Below are 17,800 nucleotides of genomic sequence, written 5' to 3' on the forward strand. Positions count from 1 at the left end.
CGCCCCCTGCGAACTGTTAAGGTCGGGACCTGTAACTATGATGTATGGGATCAGCTACTGACCCGGGGGACACAGGGATGTCCCCGGTCACGTTTGAGATGGAGATCGATGACGGGCAGACGGAGATCATCGTCACGGGAGACAGGGATACGGCGGTGATCGTCCGCTCGGATGGCGGCGAACACATCTATCTCCCTCCCGAGGACTTCGAGCGGGAACCGGAACGCGAAACACCCTACCAAAGCCAGCCACGATCGGGGCAACAGAGTTCCTACGAGCCCGCATCGGACGGGTCCGAGAGCCCCTATCGGTCGGGTGTCGACATATCCTCGGTGGAGGGAATGCAGTCGACCAGTGATGGCTACGTGATCGTCCATCCGGAACCTGTTACTGACGTCCGGTTTCTGCGCTGACCGTCCGGGCTATCGCCCGGCAAGCTCCCTGTACAGCGCAACGTGCTCGTCGGCGACCTGCGCCCAGGTCCGTTCTTCGTACTCTATCGGTGTTGTCATCGCAAGCGCGCGCTCGATCCCATCGGCGATCGACGCCGAGTCCGGTTGGACCTCGATCACGCAGTCGTCCGGGAGGATCTCCGTCGCCCCGCTTCGACTCGCGACGACTCGCGTGCCGACCGAGAGCGACTCGACGATCGTAATGCCGAACGGTTCGGATAGCGACGGGGAGACGAACAGATCCGCGCTGGCGTAGTAATCCCCGAGTTCCTCCTGTGGGACGAACCCGACGAACCGGACTCGATCCTCGATACCGAGCAGCTCCGTGAACCGTTTGAGCTGGTCGGTCAGATGGCCCGATCCACCGATGACTAGCGTCGCGTCCTTGCGCTGAAGCTTCGAAAACCCGTACAGGAGGTACGACAGTCCCTTCTGGTCGGTGTGTCGACCGACGAAAAACAGCATTTTGTCGTCGATTTCGAGTTCGGCTTTGAGATCACGTCCGGTCGGCTCCACCGACGTAAAGCCGTTATAGATGACGCGAGCGTCCGCGTCGAACTCCTCCTGAATCCGACCACGGGTGAACTCGCTTACTGCGATCAGCTCGTCGGCACGGTTGGCGATTCGCTGTTCGATTCGTACCTCTCGCTCCGGCGGGGTTACGTTCCGGTCGACCGACAGCGAGTGGAACGTCGTGATCCACTCCACGTCGTGGGCCGTGCTCGCCCGGCTACCGGGTTCGTAGCCGAACCAGTCGTTCGTGTGGACGATGTCCGCGTCGCTGGCGCGCTTCGAGAAGGCGCTGGCGAGCCGGGCAACCCGAGTAAAGATTCCACCTTCTCCAGTCGGCACGCCGTGGATACCCGGTCGATCCTCGGGAGCAAACTCCGCGGGCAATACCAGTTCAACCTCGATGTCGTCCCGCGGTGCCAGCTCCTCGTAGAGCCCGGCAATCGCCGTATCTAGACCACCCGTAATGTTCGGTGGGTATCCCCAGCCGAGTAACAGTACTTTCGGAGGCATGCCAGTTGTTACCGAATTGTCCGTGGTGGTCAAATAGCTTCGTGTCGAACCCCGTGGTGATTCGTGTCGAACCGGGTGAACCGGTCGCCAGAACTGGGCGACTAACGGTCCTCCTCTGTAGCGACAGATGGTGCTCACAACTCGAAGACGCTATAGCCGCTCGACGATCGTCGCGATTCCCTGCCCGAAACCGATGCACATCGTCGAGAGGCCGATGTCGTTCCCGGTCCGGTCGAGTTCGTGGACGAGTTTCGTCAGCAGGGCCGCGCCGGTCGCGCCAAGCGGGTGGCCGTGCGCGATTGCGCCGCCGTTGACGTTGGTAGCACCCCAGTCTGCCCCGATCTCGTCGAGCCACGCGAGTACGACAGAGGCAAAGGCCTCGTTGACCTCGAAGAGGTCGATGTCGTCGACCGTCATTTCGGCGTCGTCGAGTACCTGTTCGGTCGCCGGAATCGGCCCCGTGAGCATCGTGATCGGGTCGACACCGACGACTGCTGTCTCGACGATCCGGGCCATCGGGTCCCAGCCGTGTCTCTCGGCGGCGGCCTCGCTCGTCACCAGGAGGGCACTTGCCCCGTCGACGATTCCCGAGGAGTTTCCAGCGTGGTGAATCCCATCACCCTCCTCGCGGAAGGCAAGGGGGAGGTCGGCGAGGTCCTCAGCGGTCGTTCCCGGTCGCGGGTGTTCGTCGCGCTCTACCCGGATCGCCTCGTTCTCGAGCGTCGTCTCCACGGGCGTGATCTGGTCGTCGTACCGCCCCGCCTCCCACGCCTCTCCCCAGCGTCGCTGGGACTCGGCGGCAAGTTCGTCCGCCTCTCGCCTACTGAATCCGTACTCCTCGGCGATCCGCTCGGCACCCTCTCCCTGCGAGGTCGCTTCCTCGAAGTGCTGGAAGTACGAGTCGGTCAGTGCGTGCTCGTCGACGACACCGTGCTCGGCGTTCCCGTCGCTGCCCATCGGTACTCTGCTCATGTGTTCGACGCCACCCGCGACGAGCACCTCGTGAAACTCCGCTCCCACCGACGAGGCTGCCCAGTTGACCGCCTGCTGGCCGGAGCCACACATCCGATTTAACTGGACGCCGGGAACCCCTTCGCCCCACCCAGCCACCATCGGTGCGATCCGGCCGATATTCAACCCTTGCTCGCCCACCGGCGTCACGCAGCCATACACCACGTCTTCGACGACCGCGGGATCGAACCCGACGCGGTTTTCGAGCCCGGCGAGCGGTTCGGCCGCAAGATCCTGTGGATGTGTGTCTCGAAACGCGCCGTCGTGTTTTCCAAACGGTGTTCTGACCGCGTCGACGATGACTGCATCGTTCATATCAGATACTGTATTTCGACCGGAGAACAATAATGATCAGTGCCCACAACAGAGGGACCTTCCGTTCAGGCTCGCCCCGGATCACTCCGCGCGTCGAAACTGCTCCTGTACCCGATCCATTCGGCATTCGACACAGCGGTCGTCGGCGAAACACGCCACGTTGTCGTGTGGACAGTCGTGCTCGTCGATATCGACCGACAGGCTGCGTTTCGCGCGGTGCCACTCGCGTTCCCAGTCCTCGATGTTCATCTCCCGTGACGTGAAGACGACCTCGTCGTCTCGGTCGACGATCTTCGCGGCCGTGACAGCATCCATGTGGGTCTTGATTTTTCCAATCGCTTCCCGGAACGACGAACAGGTGAGTTCGTCGACGCCCTCGTCGTCGTCGAGGAGTCGAACAGTGACAGTGCCGTCGTACTCCTCCGTAGGATCCAGCCTGTCGGTCATAGTTCGTACTGCTTCGACGTAGTACAAAAACGTGGGACCCGCACAGACCGAATTGGTCCGAAGTGGAAACCAATCGAGATCCTGTCCGAAACTGGTCGTTCAGAACTGTATCACGCCGTCCTCCGTGACGACCTGATCAATCAAGCGCGTCGGCGTTCGATCGTACAGCGGGTTCTCAATGTCGATGCCCTCTGACGGTTCGAGCATCACTTCGCTGCCCGATCGGTAAGTCTGCCGGAACTCGAAGCCGTCGCCGATGAACTTCGACGATGAGCCGACGATCGTCATCGGAACGTCCAGATCAGCAGCAGTAGTGGCGATCGGGTACGTTCCCACGCGGTTGTACACTTCGTCTCCGATGAGACAGTTCATGCCAACAATCACCCGATCACAGTCAGGGAGAACCGTCCCCATCGCGCTGTCGACGATCAGCCGCACGTTGACGTTCTCGTCGTCAGCGAACTGGCGGGCCGTCAGCCGGCCGAAGAAGTTCGGCCGGGTTTCAGTGACGTACAGTGTGAACTCCGTTCCGGCATCGCTTGCGTATTCGAGAGTTAGCGTCGCAGTCGAGGAGTTCGAGTGGGTCAGGATCGTGTCACCGTCCTCGATGAGACTTGCTGCTCGCGAGGCTGCACCCTCCTTGCTCTCCTGGACTTCCGTGATGACCTCGTCGACGGCCCGTTCCAGTTCCGCCTTCGCCTCGGCGACGGTCTCCAGATCAGCACCCGAGACAGCAGTGATAATCCGACGCTGAGTGGTATTGAGGGGTGCGTGTGACCGGTTAGCCCCTTTCAGTACTCGGCTATTGCGTTCCAGATCACGCTGGAACTCCTCTATCGAGCGATACTCCCGATCGAGCAATTCGAGCAGCGCCTCTGCCGCCCGAACGGTGACGTGGGAGGCGCTACGAGTCTGCATCTCTGTGATTTCTCTGACGGTTTCGTCGATCATGTTATTTCCATTCGCCTTCTGTCGCGTCATCTATTGTCATTCGAGCAATTGCTGCTGGAATTTCGTTGACTGCGTGCAGCTCCCAGTCTGTTCACGAACCGTCACCCATGTGGGCCTCGACCCGCTCGATCAGGTCCTCGTTGCCGAGGAACGTCGGCGTCCGCGCGTGGAGTCCGTCGGGTTCCACATCGAGTAACGATTGCGTGCCGTCGGTAGATCGTCCGCCGATTTCCTCTACCAGATAGGCAAGCGGCACTGCTTCGTAATAGACTCTGAGTTTGCCGTCCGGATACTCCGTGGTTGCCGGATAGCCGAACAGTCCACCATACTCCAGCACCTGCGCGAGGTCGGCGACCGTTGCGCCGCCGTACCGTGGTTTTAGATGCTGTTCGAGCTCTTTGGCGAGCTCATTGAACCCCTCCGAGCGGGCGTACTTCTTTCCGGCGAGGCCGATAACCTTCGGGTCGTCCGGGAGCGAGAACTCGCCCCATCGCTCACTGAACCCGTCGCGCAGCAGATATTCCTGAACGATTTCCCTGTCATCTCGAGCAACCGTCATCGTGGTGTAGGGGCCATACAGGACCATCATCGCGGCGCACAGTTCCCTACCGGTGGCCGGTAGCTCCGCCTCGTAGACGCCGACGATCGTCCCGACGGAGTTGTTCGAGGCCAGGTTCGAGGAGCCATCGAGCGGATCGATCGTGACGACGTAGCCCTCACCACAGTCGATTGCGGCGTCACGCTCCTCGCTGACGTAGCTCCCGACAGCATCGAGCGCCGAGAGCTTGTCGAAAAACAGGTGATCGGCCCAAACATCGGCGTCCGTCTGTTTATCACCGCTTGCGTTTACGCTAACCCGTGATTGAGCGTGGTTGGGAAGGTTCGTGTTCACGTAGTGAGCCGTCTGTTGGATCGTCTGTACGATCTGGTCCATCGCTTTCATTGTTCTCTCTGGCTGCAGGCGTCGGTTCTAATATCCATTCTAACTATGCATAGGTTGTGCCAGTTTATCATACTAGTTAATATCAATTGACATTCAAACGCGCAACACGACCTGATACGGGTTGGTACCCGCTGCAGCCCGCGTTCTAGGGTGGCCCCGAGCAGCTAGAGGAGATCAGAAATGATCGCTACGTGCTCACCGACCGTCAGATTCCTCACGAACGGGGATCACGACGAAATCGTCGGTTTCCATCTCGAAGGAGCGTTCCGAGGAGGCCCCCCGACTGGCAGGCTCTCCCTCCTGTGGTGACGACAGCCACCGTCGAAGCCGGGTGAACAACCACATACTCGGGAATGAGAGTACACTTACTTAACTATCAGTCAGACAACTGTCCGCTCTTCGCAAGACGACTGTGGGAAACGGGGCAGCCGTGAACGGGGCCCGAAGCGCGGAGTCGGAACTTACCATCCGTACTCTTTGTGTATATTCCGGCCTGCTCCGTTACATATTGGTCCGACAACGGTCGTGATGTCGTCGAGAATCGCCGCGGACCGTACCGGTGGAGCTTTCCCAGCAAGGTCGTCAAGCTCGTCGCCGCCGACGCTGTAGACCACTCGCGCGAATCCAGCTGCTCGCATCCCACCTGCACACATCGGACACGGCTCCGTACTCGTATACATCACTGTAATGGCGCGTTCTTCGGGCGTCAGCTCCCGACAGGCCCGATAGGCCAGATGCAACTCCGGGTGGCGGCGTCGGTCATTCTCCGTATTCACCCGGTTCGATTCGGCCATGATCACCTCGTCGTCCCGGACCAGTACTGAGCCGAAGGGCTCGTCGCCACGGGCCGCCGCCTCGCGGGCGAGCGAGAGCGCCTCTTGCATGTGGGCGTCGTGATCGAACTCGTCGAAAGCACTGTCAGTCATTGTCCGATAGTAGGGGGGTCGGCCAATAAATACACGTGGCAACCAGCGATGAGATCACGGTCGCGGATACCGACCCCGATGGGATCATTGTGGAGCCCATCAAAACTGAGCGGTAGGCTACCGGACAGTCGCTCCAACCTCAACTACAGATCCGATGCAGATCCTCAAGCGACTGGATGTCCCACGTCGGCCAGACGTTGAGTTCCCAGTCGGTACGGTGTGGACGACGGATGAACGCCGAGTCGATCCCGGCGTTCTGTGCGGCTCGAATATCCGACTCGTTGTCGCCGACGAACAGCGCCGAGTCGGCGTCCAGATCGGCTAGCGCCCGGTCGAGATAGTGTGAGTTGGGCTTGCGAAGTTTCAGGCTCTCGATCGTCGGCTCGCGCCCGTAGGCCGCGCCAAACCGATGGCGGATGTCGTTGTAATCGAGCACGAAGTCAACGGTCTCCTGCTGGTTCGAGCTGACGATCCCCATCGAGACGTCGAGGGTAGCCAGTGTGTCGATGTCGTCGTACAGCGTCTTCCGGCCCGCTCGAACTTCGTCTTTCTGGACTGCTGCGAGGGCGTCCTCCCGCGCGCGCCAGAACGTGTCGGGGACCAGATCGTACTGGCCACAGATGTACTCGACGTCCGCGGGGGTCGCCCCGACTGTCATACTGTCTACGTGATCGGCGTCCATGTCGGTCACACCGAACTGCGAGAAGGTTTCGTGGGTCGCGTCCCGAAGGATCTCGAAGCTGGTTCGCTCGACGAGGACACCGTCGTTGTCGAAGACGACGGTATCGTAGGTCATGTATGGTGTTGAGTGGTCGGCGGGATAAATCTTTCACCGCGGTATGGAAATACATCGCACTGGTTACTCCCGATTATGAGCGATATAGGAGTCTGTGATCGACACGGCTACGTCTCGGGGACGACCTGCCCGGACTGCGGGGAAGCCCTTGACGTTCTGCTGGAAAGCGGTCGCCGGACGCAGCTCTCGAAGTTCCTCAGCGGCGCGCTCAGACATTTCCCGGCTGATGTCGGACTGGAACTGGACACGCACGGCTGGACAGCCTTCGATTCAGTTATCGATGTGGTCACGGATCGGTACGGCTGGGCGGTGAGCGAACACGTCGAAGCGGTCGTACTAACTGATCCGAAGGGGCGTTTCGAGTGGGATTACACGGCCGGGGTAGGTCGCTCTGGGGGCCGTATTCGTGCTGCGTACGGCCACTCTGTCGACGTCGATCTTGACCACGAGGAGACGCCGGTACCGGACACGCTGTACCACGGCACTGCGCCGCGACACGTCGATTCGATTCTCACAGAGGGGCTCAAACCGATGAACCGCCAGAAAGTCCACCTTTCGGGAACGCGAGCGGCCGCGCTGTCGGTGGGTGGGCGTCATACTGATGACCCGGTCCTGTTGGTCGTCGATGCCGAACGTCTGCAAGCGGACGGCCAGCGGATCGTCAAGCGGGGAAAGGACGTCTATACGACGGATCGGGTTGCGTCGGAGTATCTGGAATTTCCGGGGCTTGAGGATGTCAGCGGAAACGAATCGTGAGGACGGCGGTGGTAGGCCTGTGGAGAGTACAAACACACCGGATTTCCGGTAGAGTAGAGAGATGGTGGGAGTCACGTCTGGCAGCACACCTCAACTACCTGCCATGTAGACACACACCGGGTTTCCATGTAGACACACACCGGGTTTCCGGTGAAATATGGCTGACTACAGACGGTGATAACTAGTAGAGTGACGACTCCGCGATAGGATTGACGTAATAATCATTCACATTTTACATAAGTTTTATCTAATGGTATTGAGTACAGTCCATTATCTGAATCGGCGACTGGTGAGTGGGGCGACGAGTAGTCGTTCCGTGGCTGGAACGAATAGAGGTCTGTTCTATCCTGTCTCCTCCTCGATCGGCATTCTACTCGCTCTACTGCCGGACGAGCCCGCCGCTTCTTATTTCAGACCAGTTACTACTCCCGTTACCCCATTTTCACCGGAAACGTGGTGTCTCTCGTGCACGACTGTTCCGAAAACGGAAGCTACTTTCACCGGAAACACGGTGTGGTGCGTATGGATGCAGACGACGAGCTGTTCACTCGGGAGGATCCGATCTTCGCCAACAAGGAGTTACTGGAGATCAACCACCTCCCCGAGAAGAACCGGATCGTCGGCCGCGACGACGAGATCCAGTCGCTGGCCAACGCCGTCAATCCCGCTATTTTCGGACAGAGCCCGAGCAACCTGCTGATCTACGGGAAGACGGGGACCGGAAAGTCCCTGTGTGCAAAGCACGTCTCCAGACGCCTGATCGAGACGGCCGACCAGGAAGGCGTGACGATTACCTACGCCTACATCGACTGTTCGCAGGACACGACCGAAACGCAAGCAGTCCAGTCACTCGCAGCGTCGATTAACGACGCCGAGAAAACCGGCGTCTCGATCCCGGACAAGGGGATCAGCACAGCGACTTACTACAAACGCCTCTGGTCGATTCTCGACGCCCAGTACGATGTCGTGCTCGTAATTCTCGACGAAATCGACAAGCTCGAATCCGACTCGATTCTAATGCAGCTCTCGCGGGCAGGCGAGGCCGGCAAGATCGACGATTGCAAGATCGGTGCTATCGGTATCAGCAACAAGATCAAGTACAAAGACCGGATGGACGAGCGCGTCAAGAGCAGCCTCTGTGAACGGGAGTTCGTCTTCCCGCCGTACGACGCCAACCAGCTCCGATCGATCATGAACGCGCGGAAGGACGCGTTCCGCGACGGCGTGCTCGAATCCGGTGTCATTCCACGGGCCGCAGCACTGGCGGCCCAGGAACACGGCGATGCCCGGAAGGCCATCGATATGTTGCGGTATGCCGGTGAGATCGCACAGGCGAACAGCGCCGAAACAGTCCGCGAAGAGTTCGTCACCGACGCCCGCGAGAAGGCCGAAACCGACCGGTTCCGCGAGCTGATCCGCGGTGCGACGCCTCACTCACGGTACGTCCTGCAGGCGCTGACCCACCTTTCGCTCAACGAACCCCACCAGGACGGCTTCCGTACGACTGCGATCTACGATGTCTACGAACAGCTCTGCGAGGACGTCGGCTCGGATCCCCTCTCACTACGGCGGGTACGCGACCTGCTGAAAGAACACGCGTTCCTCGACGTTCTCGAACAGTCCCGGCACTCGGGCGGCAGCGCGGAAGGCAACTTCACGAAACACCGACTGCTAGAAGATCCCGAAGTCGTCCGTGATGTCCTCGTGAACATCGAGTGACGCAGACCGCTCTCCCAGCGGGGCCGTTCTACCATCCGTCTCGTCGCGGTGCCTTCACACGTATTTCACCGGAAAGCCGGTGTCTCCCATATCTGTGAGGTCACGCAGAGCAAGCGTTCCACCGGAAAGGTGGTGTGTGTCTCCGCTCCACGTCCGAACGTTCAAACCCGGTTACGCACGACACCCGGCCATGAGCTTCGTCATCGGTCGCGGTGCTGACGCCGAGCCCCGGCAGGCGGGCTATCTCGGCCAGTACCGCGCGCTCGACGGCAGCGAAGGGGCAAAGCTACACGTGGATCTTGACGGCCCACACGCGATGTTGATCGTGGGGAAACGCGGCTACGGCAAATCGTTTACCATGGGGGTCGTCGCCGAAGAACTGGCACGGGCACCCGGCGTCGCGCCGGTAGTCATCGACCCGATGGGCGTGTTCGGGACGCTCGGCGACGGGGCAGATGGTGACCCGGTACCGGTCGAGGTGCTGGACGCCCCGGCGGTCTCCGCGGACACGCTCGACCCGCGTTCGTGGTGTTCACTGCTCGGACTGTCGCCCGAAAGCGGGGCCGGTGGGCTGGTCTGGCAGGCCGCCCAGGAGTCGAGTACGCTTTCGGGAATGGCCCGACACGTCGAGGCAAGCGACGCGCCGGCCGACGCTGTCCGCGCGGCAGTGAACCACATCGACCTCGCGGACTCGTGGGGCGTCTTCGATCCCAACGGGCTCGACGCCGCGGTGCTTTCGGGGACGGAAATTTCTGTCCTGGATCTATCGGGGCTCTCCGCCGCGCCGATGAACGCCGTCTGTCGGGGTGTCGGCGAGGCGCTGTATCGAGCCCGGGTCGACGAGTCGATCGACCGACTGCCGTGGCTGCTGATAGACGAGGCACATACCTTCTTCGGCGGCGTCGGCCAGCCCGCACTGCATACGATCCTCACACGAGGGCGCGCGCCGGGCGTGAGCCTCGTGCTGGCGACCCAGCGACCCAGCGCAGTCTCGGAGATCGCCATCTCCCAGTCCGACGTGTTGATCTCCCACCGACTGACGGCGGAGGCCGACCTCGAAGCGCTGACCGCCGCCCAGCCGACGTATATGAACGAGTCACTGGACGAACGGCTGCCGACTGAGCCCGGCGAAGTCGTCGTGATCGACGACGCGACAGAGACGATCCACGCCGCACAGGTCCGGTTCCGGGACACCCCCCACGGCGGTGGGAGTCCGAGCGCGCGTGAACTGGCGACTACCGACTACTGAAATCAGTGATCACAGGCAAGGCTCAGTCCGATCGCTGTCCAGTGCTGTCGATAAAAATGGCGTCCGATCCGCAAGCGGTCGAAAGCCCAGTGCCTCGCTGGGATCAGTCCGTCCGGATGACTTCGACCTCGTGGCCGTCGTTGGCCTTCGTGAACGCGTAACGGTCGTCACAGGACTCGGGATCGCGGTAGTCCTCAGCGCCGCGTTCGAGCAGGGTTTCCCAGTCGTCGTGGAGGTCGTCGGCCCGCACCGCGAGGTGGCCCCAGGCGTCGCCCATCTCGTAGCTGCGCCCGTCGTAGTTGTAGGTAAGCTCGACGGACATCGCCTCGTCGGGCGCGTCTTCGGGCTTCATGAAGTACAGCGCAAAGGAGCTGTGTTCGGAGCGCCGGAACAGATCGTACTCCAGTTTGCGGGCGTACCAGCCGATCGCGGCGTCGGCGTCTTCGACCCGAACCATCGTGTGATCGAGGCTCCAGCGCGCGCCGTGGTCGCGCTCGACGATCTCGATCTCGTGGCCGTCCGGGTCCTTGACGAAGGCGTAGCTCCCGCCACAGGAGTCGGGGTCGCGGTAGTCCTCGACGCCAGCGTCCATCAGCTCCTCGTAGGCCTCGTAGACGTCCTCGACGCGGACCGCGATGTGGCCCCAGGCGTCGCCCATCGTGTAGCTGCGCCCGTCGTGGTTGTAGGTGAGTTCCAGCGTCGCGCCATCCTCGTGCATATCCTCGGGGCCGAGATGGACGTTGGTGAAGGTGTCGGCGTCCCAGCGGCCCTTCTCCTCGTAGCCGAAGTGCGTCTGGTAGAACTCCAGCGCGGCATCCAGATCCTCGGTGCGCATCATCACGTGGTCGAGTGTTCCGTCCATATCTACGATTTTGTCGTCGACCGTCAATAACGTACTGGATCAGGAACCGGTATGCCGGTATGAAATCGTCGACAGGGGATACTGTCCGTCCGCGAGACCTATGATACAATCATCGAAGTTATTACTTCGAAAATCATAGTAGTTCTCTGAAGCGTCGATACGGGCAGTAAGCTAAAGTTACCGTACTCCTTCCATCGGAACAGTGAACTGGCGAACGTTTCTCCTGATTGCAGTGCTCGCGGTCACGCTTTCGGCTGGCGGCGTGGCCGTCGTAGCCGCGGGCGGTTCGGGTATCGAGACGACTGCAGGCGATCACGGCCAGAGTGTCGAGACCAACGAGTCACTCACCACCGGAACCCACACCGATCCCCCTGCTGACGCCCTCGTGGCACACGGTGAGGAGGTCGACGGTCTCGACGACGATTCCATTGATGGCGTCGCCAACCACGGCGCGGCCGAGACGGTACAGGGCGATCCTACTGATGGAATCGAACTCGACGTTGCACTCTCCCAGCGTCCCGACCGGACCGGCGAGGTCGGCGTCGAACTCCAGTATCGGGTTCCGGAGCGGCTCGCCTCGCTTGACGTCCGGCTCTTCGACGAGGCGAACGTCGAGGAGGCCGACGGGTTCACCGAAGGCGAGGACGGCCGGTACGTCTGGGACGGGAGCACCGAGCGCCCGACGATCAGATACACCATGTCGGTCAATCAGCAACTGGAGCAGGATGGCCCGATCGCTGGACCGGGCACCTACATCTTCGCCGACACCGAGGACTGGACGGTGATGGCACAGCCACGCCTCTCCCACAGCTGGGGCTGGCGCGGCGGCGGGCCCGTGGGGCTCGAACGCTCGACGAGCATCGACGGTCCCGGCGCATCCGGTGACAGGATCGCCTTCCTCGGCGAGCAGACGACCCATACCCACGAGGCACACGGACAGCAGTTCGACCTCGTCGTCCCGGAGGCCGCGGACCTCGCCGAAGAGCCCGACGAGATCTTCGCATCCGTGAGCCACGCCTCGGAGGCGATGCAGGTCGGGAGCCGTGACGACGAGGTGTTCATGCTGGCGGTGCCGACCGGCGAGGTCAGGTGGGGCGTCCGCGGCCTCCAGACCGGTGCCGCAGACCTCTGGGTGCGGGACAACGAGGTCCTCGACACGGCCGACAACGTCTGGGTTCACGAGTACGTCCATACCCGTCAGGGCTACCAGGCCGACCCCGATGCGCGGTGGTTCACCGAGGCGACAGCAACCTACTACGCCGCGTTGCTCACTCTCGAAGAGGACCGCATCGAGTTCTCGGAGTTTCAGGCGCGACTCGACGCCGGCACACACGAGCGCCACGCTGACGCCGTCCTCACCGACCCCGATAGCTGGGCCAGAGGCACCGATTACAACAAGGGCGCGCTGGCCGCGGGGGAGATCGACCGACAGCTCAGGCTCGAAACCGACGGCGGTGCGAGCCTGCAGGATCCGTTCGGCCGGATGAACGAGGCCTCCGAGCCCGTCGACAGCGATGCGTTCCTCGACTACGTCGATTCGGCGGGCGGCGAGGAGCCACGAGAGACCGCCCGGCGGCTGACGACGACGAGCGAGACTGCGGCCGTCTGGTCGGGCGACGAACACGCCGCGGCTTTCGGTACCTCACCCGCGCGGATCGGCTATTCGCTACCCGACGACGCCGACGGAATCCGTGTCGAGGGCGAGTATCGTGACCGATCGATCGGCGACGAGGACCCGATCACCGTCGTCACGGGCGAGCGTCTGACGATCGACGGTATCGTCGAGAACACCGGTGATAGCGCTGGCAACTACGAGGCACGGCTTCGCGTCGATGGGCAGATCGTCGACCGGACGACCGGTCGGCTCGATCCGGGCGAACGCACGACTGCTGAAGTCTCTCATCGGTTCGACGAGCAGGGCGAGCGGACCGTCGCGTTCGGCGACGACCAGCGCCGCGTGATCGTCGAGGAGCCCGCAACGGCCAGAGTGACCGACGTGACACGTTCACCCGGTCGTGTCACCCCTGGCGAGGACGTGACCGTTTCGGCGACCGTAACCAACGACAATCCGCTTCCGGGCCGGGCAGACGTCCAGATTCGTACGGGCGGCGAGACAATCGAGGAAACGACCGTGTATCTCGACGCCGACAGTGAAACGACCGTCGTGGCGACTCATCGCTTCGACGAAACGGGTACTCAGCGCATCACCGTCGACGACGGCACCGGAGCGCAGACGGTGAGCATTCGGGTCACAGCGGGTGGCGTTGCAGGACTGATCGCCGAGCTGGGTGACGGTTCGCTCGGTGTCGGCGTCCTGTCGGTGCTCGTGGTGGTTGCACTGCTTGGCGCATCGAGCTACGTGTTTCGTACCGATCGGTAGAGAGAGTGGATTTCGCTGCCAGCGCTTGGGAAGAAGCTAATATCCGCCTTTATCGGTTCTCAGATAGCAAAAATCGGCACGGGCCTTATTTATTGGTTACAAAAAATTTGTAACCAGGATGCAGACTACCCTCGACAGATCGCTCGCTACGTCCCGCAGGAGGTTTCTCGGTGTTGCGGCGGGCGCATCGACGGTATCGCTTGTTGGTTGTCTCGATGCGGTCGGCGGTGACGACACCGAGTCCGCTTCGTACCGTCACCGATTCGAACGGTCGGGACTCGCATCGGCGGTCAACGATGGAGGAATCGCTCTCGGAAGCTGGGAGGAAGAAAACCTGAGTGTCGAATTTCGTGAGTCCTCCGGCTCACAGGCGGCGGTACAGTCGGTCAATCAGGGTGAAGACGAGTTCGGGAACGCAGATACGGGAGCGGTTCTCCAGGCAATCGAGGAAGGTGCGGATCTGACGATGATCGGGCACGTGCTTGAACCGATGGACGGTGTCGTCGCCCTCGATGATGCCGGTATTAGCTCGTGGAGCGACCTAGAAGGGGAAACCGTCGGTGTGTTCCCATGGTCGATTCAAGGGGATCTTGTACGGATCGCAATGCAGCGAAACGGTGCCGATCCCGACGGCGTCGAGTTCCAGGATGTCCAGCCCGGAGCCCACAATACCTTGCTACGGCAAGGGGAACTCGATGCGAACATCTCCTACTGGCCGCAGTCGAAGGTACGACTCGAAAACGAGGGGTACGACGTCGATACACTCGATATAGCTACGGAACTCAACCATCTCGGCGTCTGCCTCTTTACACGAGATGAGCTCGTTACTGATCGACCGGAGTTCGTCGGTCGGTTCGTTCGTGGCTGGTTGCGAGCACACCGCTCATTCGTGACCGACCTCGAGGCAGTGATCGATGCTCATCGCGAACAGGTCGTTGAGTTCGACGAGGAACTCGAACGACAGACCCTCGGTTACATTTACGAATCACGAGTTCCGACCAGAGAGATAGGAGAAGAGCGCGGAAAAGGTTGGATCCCTGCAGAAAAGATGGAAAACACCCGAGACGTTCTGACATCGATCGACTATATCGAGGGTGAGATTCCCATCGAGGATACATACACAAACGAGTTCATCCAAGAGAACACCGAACTGTCGACCGATACTGCCGAGATCTACTACGAGGAACTCGAATCGACATACGACAGAGAGATCGAGTGACACGATGGCTACCGGAGACCGATACGTCGCCGACGTATCTTCGTTCCGTGTCCCGTCGGAAGTCGCTCTCCCCGCAGCCGTCTTTATCAGTATCCTCGTGTTCTGGGAGTTGATCGTGGCTGCAATGGCAATTCCGGAATTTATTCTACCGCCCCCATCCGCAATTGCGGGCGCATTCGTCGAGAACTACGGGACAATTGCCGAGCAACTCCTCATTACCCTGCAGGCATTCGGACTCGGCGCAACTCTGTCAATCGTCTCCGGGTATCTCATGGCGGTTGCGATGGCTCAGTCATCGGTGCTCGAAACGACGTTTTACCCGTACGTGATCATCGCTCGTTCGATCCCTGTCGTGGCGCTGCTACCCCTGTTTATCGTTTGGTTTGGGTTCGGCTTTCCCACTATCGTCGTAATCAGTTATCTGATCAGCTTCTTCGCGATGGTCGTCAACGCGCTATCCGGATTCAAATCTACGGACGACGAATTAATAGAGATGCTAGAAAGCTTCAGCGCGAACCGTCGTGAGGTGTTCGTTCACGTCTACCTGTACGCTTCCCTCCCAGCGGTGTTTGCCGGAATCAAGATCTGTGTCATCCTCTCGTTTACCGGCGTCATCGTCGGCGAGTTTCTTGCTGGCTCGCAGGGGATTGGCCACCTTATTCTGACGTACAACAACCATATGGCGACTGCGGAGATGTTCGCCGGGATCGCTGCGGTATCGATCACACAACTGGTGCTGTTCGGGAGTGTAACTGCACTTGAGCGACACATCGTTGACTGGCAGTACGGTAACGGAGGTGCATAACGATGACACAGGCAATTACCGTCGAGAACCTCACCAAGTCCTATGGCTCCGGTGAGGATGCGCTTGCTGTGCTGGAAAACCTCTCGTTTGGAGTCGACGATGGTGAGTTCGTCGCTCTGCTTGGCCCCTCCGGCTGTGGAAAGACAACGATTCTCAAGCTACTCGCCGGGATCGGCAACGACTATCAGGGGTCGATCCGGGTACATGATGACCCGATTACCGGACCATCAGGCGATGTTGCGATGGTGTTCCAGCAGTACGCACTCCTGCCGTGGAAGACCGTTGTCGACAACGTGGCGCTTCCGCTCGTGCTGCAGGGCAAAGAGGGAACGGCCGCCCGTACCGCCGCTGTGGATTGGCTAACACGTGTCGGGCTTGATGGATTTGAGGCGAGCTACCCAGAAGAACTCTCCGGCGGAATGAAACAGCGGGTGGGTCTTGCCAGAGCACTTGCTGCGGATCCAGATGTACTGTTAATGGACGAACCGTTCGGCGCATTGGATTATCAGACCAAAAGCGAACTGCAGACCAAACTTCTGGAACTGTGGGAGACCGAAGCGAAGACGATCCTGTATATTACGCATGACCTCGAAGAGGCTCTGTACCTCGCTGACAGGGTTCTGTTGCTCTCCTGTCGGCCGACATCGATCACCAGAGAGATTGCTGTCCCGTTCGACCGCCCACGGCGGTCGCGCCGCGTCGAAATTGAGGGATCTGCGGAGTTTCAGGAGCTCAAACGGATTCTCCGGAGCGAACTGGGCCTATCGACCTAATCGTGTCCGGCTCTTTCTGTATCGATATCGACAAAGAGATCCCCAGGATCGTACGACTGCTCGACAAGTCCCTGTTCTGCAGCGTACCGACTGAACGTCTCGAGCTCTCTGCGGGTTTTTTCAGTGAGGCCGTACTCCCAGAGATCCTCGCCGAACAGCTCTCGTTCATCTATCAGATACAGGTGTGCCCAGACGATTGACATATGATACAGCGGGCGTTCGTTCCATTCGAGCGCGCGATCACGCGCATCACAGAACGCGTCGTAAACACTGCGGGCGACCCAAGGGTGAGTATCGAGGAGCTCATCCCGAATGGCAATCACGTGCATCGGTGGATGAATGCCTGTGTCCTCGAAGTATGCACGCTCCTCTTTGCGTGGCTCATCGAAGACGAATTCGATCTCTTCTGACTCCGCAGCGGCCCGAAGGAGGGTCTCAGACGGATCCATAGCCGCATCGAGTTCTCCATCGGCTAGCATTCGTTGCATGTCCTTTGGCTCCTCGATCGCATCCCCATCCTGCACACCGGGGACCGGTTGGATCTCGAACCGTTCCGGCAGTTCGACCGGAACGTCATCTTCTCGTCGACGGTACCACTCGACGGAGTCGAGATCGAGACCGTACTGCTCGCCGAGGATTCCACGCGTCCACACGTTTGCTGCCGTCTGCCACGACTGGACTCCAATTCGAGCACCGTTTAGATCGGATACGTCGTCGAAATCGGCGTCTGCGTGTGTATAGAAGAAGGCGTGCCGGAACTGCTTGCTCGGGAACACCGGAATTGCTGTGAACGGATACTCCTCTGGGCTGTCGCGTGAGGAGAGGTATGACGCGAGTCCGACCTCGCAGATGTCTACATGCTGGTTACGAAAGAAGTCCCGATGACGTTTCGGCGGATACGTCACCGTCGTCATCAGATCGATCCCGTCCGGTTCGACTTCCCCGTTCAACAGCGCACGGTTTAGATCGCTGTTATCACAGCTAAGCGTAAGTTCGAGCGTCATAGTAGCGATCAACGACGGACCGCAATAAAACGAGCAGCCGGTTTTCAACTGTCGAAAATAGGTAGAGCACGGTCTGTTTGTCACCGAAATCTATTCACGAATGGGGTCAGTATACGGGGTATGAACGGCACCCTCCATCCCGAATTGCGATCGTGTAGTCCCGACCACG

The 17,800-nt window shown here is 60.3% G+C and carries 18 protein-coding genes; 8 read left to right on the forward strand and 10 right to left on the reverse strand.

Features of this window, described 5'->3' with window-relative positions; genetic code table 11:
* Positions 1–44: 44 nt before the first annotated feature.
* Complete coding sequence (locus tag AArcS_RS03045) at positions 45–413, forward strand: DUF7510 family protein (RefSeq protein ID WP_238478953.1); 369 nt, start codon at positions 45–47, stop codon at positions 411–413.
* A gap of 9 nt (positions 414–422) precedes the next feature.
* On the opposite strand, the gene AArcS_RS03050 is transcribed toward AArcS_RS03045, so the two are convergent.
* The 8 genes from AArcS_RS03050 to AArcS_RS03085 all read right to left on the reverse strand — a co-directional run bounded on the left by AArcS_RS03050 (position 423) and on the right by AArcS_RS03085 (position 6,864).
* Positions 423–1,475 carry a glycosyltransferase family 4 protein gene (locus AArcS_RS03050; RefSeq protein ID WP_238478954.1) on the reverse strand — a complete coding sequence of 351 codons (1,053 nt, stop codon included), beginning with the start codon at positions 1,473–1,475 and terminating at the stop codon, positions 423–425.
* A gap of 150 nt (positions 1,476–1,625) precedes the next feature.
* Complete coding sequence (locus AArcS_RS03055; RefSeq protein WP_238478955.1) at positions 1,626–2,801, reverse strand: thiolase family protein; 1,176 nt, start codon at positions 2,799–2,801, stop codon at positions 1,626–1,628.
* An 81-nt stretch (positions 2,802–2,882) separates the two neighbouring features.
* Positions 2,883–3,248 carry a hypothetical protein gene (locus AArcS_RS03060; RefSeq protein WP_238478956.1) on the reverse strand — a complete coding sequence of 122 codons (366 nt, stop codon included), beginning with the start codon at positions 3,246–3,248 and terminating at the stop codon, positions 2,883–2,885.
* 99 nt (positions 3,249–3,347) lie between these two features.
* On the reverse strand, positions 3,348–4,199 hold the full coding sequence (locus AArcS_RS03065) for an eIF2B alpha/beta/delta subunit family protein (RefSeq protein WP_238479967.1): 852 nt from the start codon (positions 4,197–4,199) through the stop codon (positions 3,348–3,350).
* Between the two features lie 91 nt (positions 4,200–4,290).
* Positions 4,291–5,142, reverse strand: a complete 852-nt coding sequence (locus AArcS_RS03070; protein ID WP_238478957.1) for a class 1 fructose-bisphosphatase — start codon at positions 5,140–5,142, stop codon at positions 4,291–4,293.
* A gap of 195 nt (positions 5,143–5,337) precedes the next feature.
* Entirely contained in the window at positions 5,338–5,487 is a 150-nt protein-coding gene (locus AArcS_RS03075; RefSeq protein ID WP_238478958.1) for a hypothetical protein, read from the reverse strand.
* Between the two features lie 116 nt (positions 5,488–5,603).
* The gene (locus tag AArcS_RS03080) at positions 5,604–6,068 is read right to left on the reverse strand and encodes a nucleoside deaminase (RefSeq protein WP_238478959.1); all 465 of its coding nucleotides are present in this window, start codon (positions 6,066–6,068) and stop codon (positions 5,604–5,606) included.
* A gap of 139 nt (positions 6,069–6,207) precedes the next feature.
* Positions 6,208–6,864: an HAD family hydrolase gene (locus AArcS_RS03085; protein WP_238478960.1), complete on the reverse strand. Its 657-nt coding sequence runs from the start codon at positions 6,862–6,864 to the stop codon at positions 6,208–6,210.
* A gap of 75 nt (positions 6,865–6,939) precedes the next feature.
* On the opposite strand from AArcS_RS03085, the gene AArcS_RS03090 reads away from it, so the two are divergent.
* The 3 genes from AArcS_RS03090 to AArcS_RS03100 all read left to right on the forward strand — a co-directional run bounded on the left by AArcS_RS03090 (position 6,940) and on the right by AArcS_RS03100 (position 10,588).
* Positions 6,940–7,620, forward strand: coding sequence for an RNA 2'-phosphotransferase (locus AArcS_RS03090; protein WP_238478961.1), 681 nt, complete (start codon positions 6,940–6,942; stop codon positions 7,618–7,620).
* 522 nt (positions 7,621–8,142) lie between these two features.
* A complete protein-coding gene (locus AArcS_RS03095; RefSeq protein WP_238478962.1) occupies positions 8,143–9,339 on the forward strand; it encodes an orc1/cdc6 family replication initiation protein in 1,197 nt (398 codons plus the stop codon).
* A 190-nt stretch (positions 9,340–9,529) separates the two neighbouring features.
* Positions 9,530–10,588 (forward strand): ATP-binding protein, encoded by a 1,059-nt coding sequence (locus AArcS_RS03100; RefSeq protein ID WP_238478963.1) that lies wholly within the window; start codon positions 9,530–9,532, stop codon positions 10,586–10,588.
* 103 nt (positions 10,589–10,691) lie between these two features.
* On the opposite strand, the gene AArcS_RS03105 is transcribed toward AArcS_RS03100, so the two are convergent.
* Complete coding sequence (locus tag AArcS_RS03105) at positions 10,692–11,450, reverse strand: VOC family protein (protein WP_238478964.1); 759 nt, start codon at positions 11,448–11,450, stop codon at positions 10,692–10,694.
* Between the two features lie 202 nt (positions 11,451–11,652).
* Here AArcS_RS03105 and AArcS_RS03110 point away from each other — a divergent pair, with 202 nt between their 5' ends.
* From AArcS_RS03110 to AArcS_RS03125, 4 genes are all read left to right on the forward strand, one after another.
* Positions 11,653–13,830 (forward strand): CARDB domain-containing protein, encoded by a 2,178-nt coding sequence (locus AArcS_RS03110; protein WP_238478965.1) that lies wholly within the window; start codon positions 11,653–11,655, stop codon positions 13,828–13,830.
* A gap of 118 nt (positions 13,831–13,948) precedes the next feature.
* Positions 13,949–15,049, forward strand: a complete 1,101-nt coding sequence (locus AArcS_RS03115) for an ABC transporter substrate-binding protein (RefSeq protein WP_238478966.1) — start codon at positions 13,949–13,951, stop codon at positions 15,047–15,049.
* 4 nt (positions 15,050–15,053) lie between these two features.
* Positions 15,054–15,854: an ABC transporter permease gene (locus tag AArcS_RS03120; RefSeq protein ID WP_238478967.1), complete on the forward strand. Its 801-nt coding sequence runs from the start codon at positions 15,054–15,056 to the stop codon at positions 15,852–15,854.
* A gap of 2 nt (positions 15,855–15,856) precedes the next feature.
* Positions 15,857–16,627: an ABC transporter ATP-binding protein gene (locus AArcS_RS03125; RefSeq protein WP_238478968.1), complete on the forward strand. Its 771-nt coding sequence runs from the start codon at positions 15,857–15,859 to the stop codon at positions 16,625–16,627.
* Here the strand turns inward: AArcS_RS03125 and AArcS_RS03130 are convergent.
* Positions 16,624–17,631, reverse strand: a complete 1,008-nt coding sequence (locus AArcS_RS03130; RefSeq protein ID WP_238478969.1) for a substrate-binding domain-containing protein — start codon at positions 17,629–17,631, stop codon at positions 16,624–16,626. The two genes, AArcS_RS03125 and AArcS_RS03130, sit on opposite strands and share 4 nt — an antisense overlap.
* Positions 17,632–17,800: the final 169 nt, after the last annotated feature.

The sequence above is a fragment of the Natranaeroarchaeum sulfidigenes genome (assembly GCF_017094485.1).
Classification (GTDB): domain Archaea; phylum Halobacteriota; class Halobacteria; order Halobacteriales; family Natronoarchaeaceae; genus Natranaeroarchaeum; species Natranaeroarchaeum sulfidigenes.

Excerpts from the sequence above, each read along its gene's own strand:
- AArcS_RS03075 (WP_238478958.1), bottom strand. The coding sequence starts at position 5,487 with ATGTGGTTGTTCACCCGGCTTCGACGGTGGCTGTCGTCACCACAGGAG.
- AArcS_RS03120 (WP_238478967.1), top strand. The coding sequence starts at position 15,054 with ATGGCTACCGGAGACCGATACGTCGCCGACGTATCTTCGTTCCGTGTC.
- AArcS_RS03065 (WP_238479967.1), bottom strand. The coding sequence starts at position 4,199 with ATGATCGACGAAACCGTCAGAGAAATCACAGAGATGCAGACTCGTAGC.
- AArcS_RS03105 (WP_238478964.1), bottom strand. The coding sequence starts at position 11,450 with ATGGACGGAACACTCGACCACGTGATGATGCGCACCGAGGATCTGGAT.
- AArcS_RS03100 (WP_238478963.1), top strand. The coding sequence starts at position 9,530 with ATGAGCTTCGTCATCGGTCGCGGTGCTGACGCCGAGCCCCGGCAGGCG.
- AArcS_RS03115 (WP_238478966.1), top strand. The coding sequence starts at position 13,949 with ATGCAGACTACCCTCGACAGATCGCTCGCTACGTCCCGCAGGAGGTTT.
- AArcS_RS03070 (WP_238478957.1), bottom strand. The coding sequence starts at position 5,142 with ATGAAAGCGATGGACCAGATCGTACAGACGATCCAACAGACGGCTCAC.
- AArcS_RS03045 (WP_238478953.1), top strand. The coding sequence starts at position 45 with ATGGGATCAGCTACTGACCCGGGGGACACAGGGATGTCCCCGGTCACG.
- AArcS_RS03130 (WP_238478969.1), bottom strand. The coding sequence starts at position 17,631 with ATGACGCTCGAACTTACGCTTAGCTGTGATAACAGCGATCTAAACCGT.
- AArcS_RS03055 (WP_238478955.1), bottom strand. The coding sequence starts at position 2,801 with ATGAACGATGCAGTCATCGTCGACGCGGTCAGAACACCGTTTGGAAAA.
- AArcS_RS03095 (WP_238478962.1), top strand. The coding sequence starts at position 8,143 with ATGGATGCAGACGACGAGCTGTTCACTCGGGAGGATCCGATCTTCGCC.
- AArcS_RS03060 (WP_238478956.1), bottom strand. The coding sequence starts at position 3,248 with ATGACCGACAGGCTGGATCCTACGGAGGAGTACGACGGCACTGTCACT.
- AArcS_RS03080 (WP_238478959.1), bottom strand. The coding sequence starts at position 6,068 with ATGACTGACAGTGCTTTCGACGAGTTCGATCACGACGCCCACATGCAA.
- AArcS_RS03085 (WP_238478960.1), bottom strand. The coding sequence starts at position 6,864 with ATGACCTACGATACCGTCGTCTTCGACAACGACGGTGTCCTCGTCGAG.
- AArcS_RS03050 (WP_238478954.1), bottom strand. The coding sequence starts at position 1,475 with ATGCCTCCGAAAGTACTGTTACTCGGCTGGGGATACCCACCGAACATT.
- AArcS_RS03090 (WP_238478961.1), top strand. The coding sequence starts at position 6,940 with ATGAGCGATATAGGAGTCTGTGATCGACACGGCTACGTCTCGGGGACG.
- AArcS_RS03125 (WP_238478968.1), top strand. The coding sequence starts at position 15,857 with ATGACACAGGCAATTACCGTCGAGAACCTCACCAAGTCCTATGGCTCC.